The sequence below is a fragment of the Borrelia hispanica CRI genome, assembly GCF_000500065.1.
GTDB lineage: Bacteria > Spirochaetota > Spirochaetia > Borreliales > Borreliaceae > Borrelia > Borrelia hispanica.
On record NZ_AYOU01000033.1, the window covers coordinates 1 to 1,512 of the forward strand.

At 24.7% G+C, this 1,512-nt stretch carries 2 protein-coding genes; both read right to left on the bottom strand.

Translation table 11 applies throughout. The features are described 5' to 3' along the window. Window positions 1-42 precede the first annotated feature (42 nt). Window positions 43-777, bottom strand: coding sequence for a hypothetical protein (locus U880_RS0100800; protein ID WP_024654397.1), 735 nt, complete (start codon window positions 775-777; stop codon window positions 43-45). Between the two features lie 205 nt (window positions 778-982). Then, window positions 983-1,258 carry a hypothetical protein gene (locus U880_RS0100810; RefSeq protein WP_024654398.1) on the bottom strand — a complete coding sequence of 92 codons (276 nt, stop codon included), beginning with the start codon at window positions 1,256-1,258 and terminating at the stop codon, window positions 983-985. Window positions 1,259-1,512: the final 254 nt, after the last annotated feature.

Consider the following 1,512-nt stretch of genomic DNA (forward strand, 5'->3'; position numbering starts at 1 on the left):
GTAATAATCTATTCTATTTCATTATTATTAATATTTTTTATTTTATTCTTTTATTTTTTTTTCAATAGCCTCTTCTAAAAAGTTTTTTACCTTTTTAAAATTTGCTTCCAGTTTTACAAAAGATTCTTCTTTATATTCATATAAACTTTTCATAAGATCATTTATCACTATAGTTTGAGAATCTTTTAAGAGTTGAATTATATCATTAGCCTTATCCTCTTGTTTGTATTTTTGTGAAATAATATTTTTCAAAAGCTCAATATCTCCTGATATTGCTAAAACTTCAATCATCATACCTGATTGTTTTTTTTCTTTTATTGTTTTAATCCAATAAAGTGCATCATTCACATCATACAAATCAAACTTATCCGGAAGAAGTTTAGCCTCTAAATCTTTTACATCCTTTTCTTCTACTTCTTCATTTTCTTTACTTTCTAATTCTTCTTCAGCTTCTACTTTAACTTCTTCTTCAGCTTCTACTTTAGCTTCTACTGTTTTTTTATCATTATCATCTTCTTCTGCAGACTCTACTACAGGTCCTAATATAGCTTCTAATACAGGTCCTACAAAAGCTTTTACTACAGGTTCTACTACTTCAGCTGTTTCTTCTAAAACAGATCTTCTGCTTCTTTTCTTAGATGTTTCACTATCAACGTGTTCTAAAGATTCACTATTATCTTCAATAGCATCCTTATTAGAATTCACACCAAAGAATAAATCACAACTAATAAAACTGAAAAGCAAACTTAAAATTAAAAATTTGTTTTTGAATTTCACTATTACACCTCCTATTTTGAAAGATTTGTCTTATTTTTATTATTTTATTACTATTTTAAAATATATAATTAAATCAAAGTTATTTAAAATTAAGGAGTATATTAACAAATATATACAATTTATAATTGTAAAGCAAAAATCTTTATTTTCAATAATTCAAAATTAATTATTAATAAATTAATAACAAATACAATAAAATAAATAATCATTTATTAACAACTTTAGCTTTTAATTCCTTTGCAAAGCGAGCACTCAAATTTTCAACCCTCAACTGAATTTTCTCCTCTTTAATTCTTCGCTCTTTCTCCTCATATTCAATCCAATCCTCAAAACTTTTATCCGCTCCATATCTTCTTTGGAATTCTTTAAATTCACGATCCATTGCCTCTATATTAGCGTCAACCTGCGCTATAAATGCCTCCATCTCCATTTCTTCATCTCTAAAACCTTTCTTTTTTTTAGGAAATTTAATATCTTTCATAATAAAATAAAACCCTCTTACTTTTTATAATTTTTTATAAATAATTTAAAAAATATTGTTACCTTATTACAAGGTAACAGAACGTAAATAGATATATAATTATAAAGCAAAAATCTTTGTTTGAAAAATTGATTAATTATAAATTTGATACATTATCTATCAGCACCAATATTTTCATAACAGTTTTCATAACAGTTTTCATAACAGTTTTCATAACAGTTTTCATAACAGTTTTCATAACAGTTTTCATAACA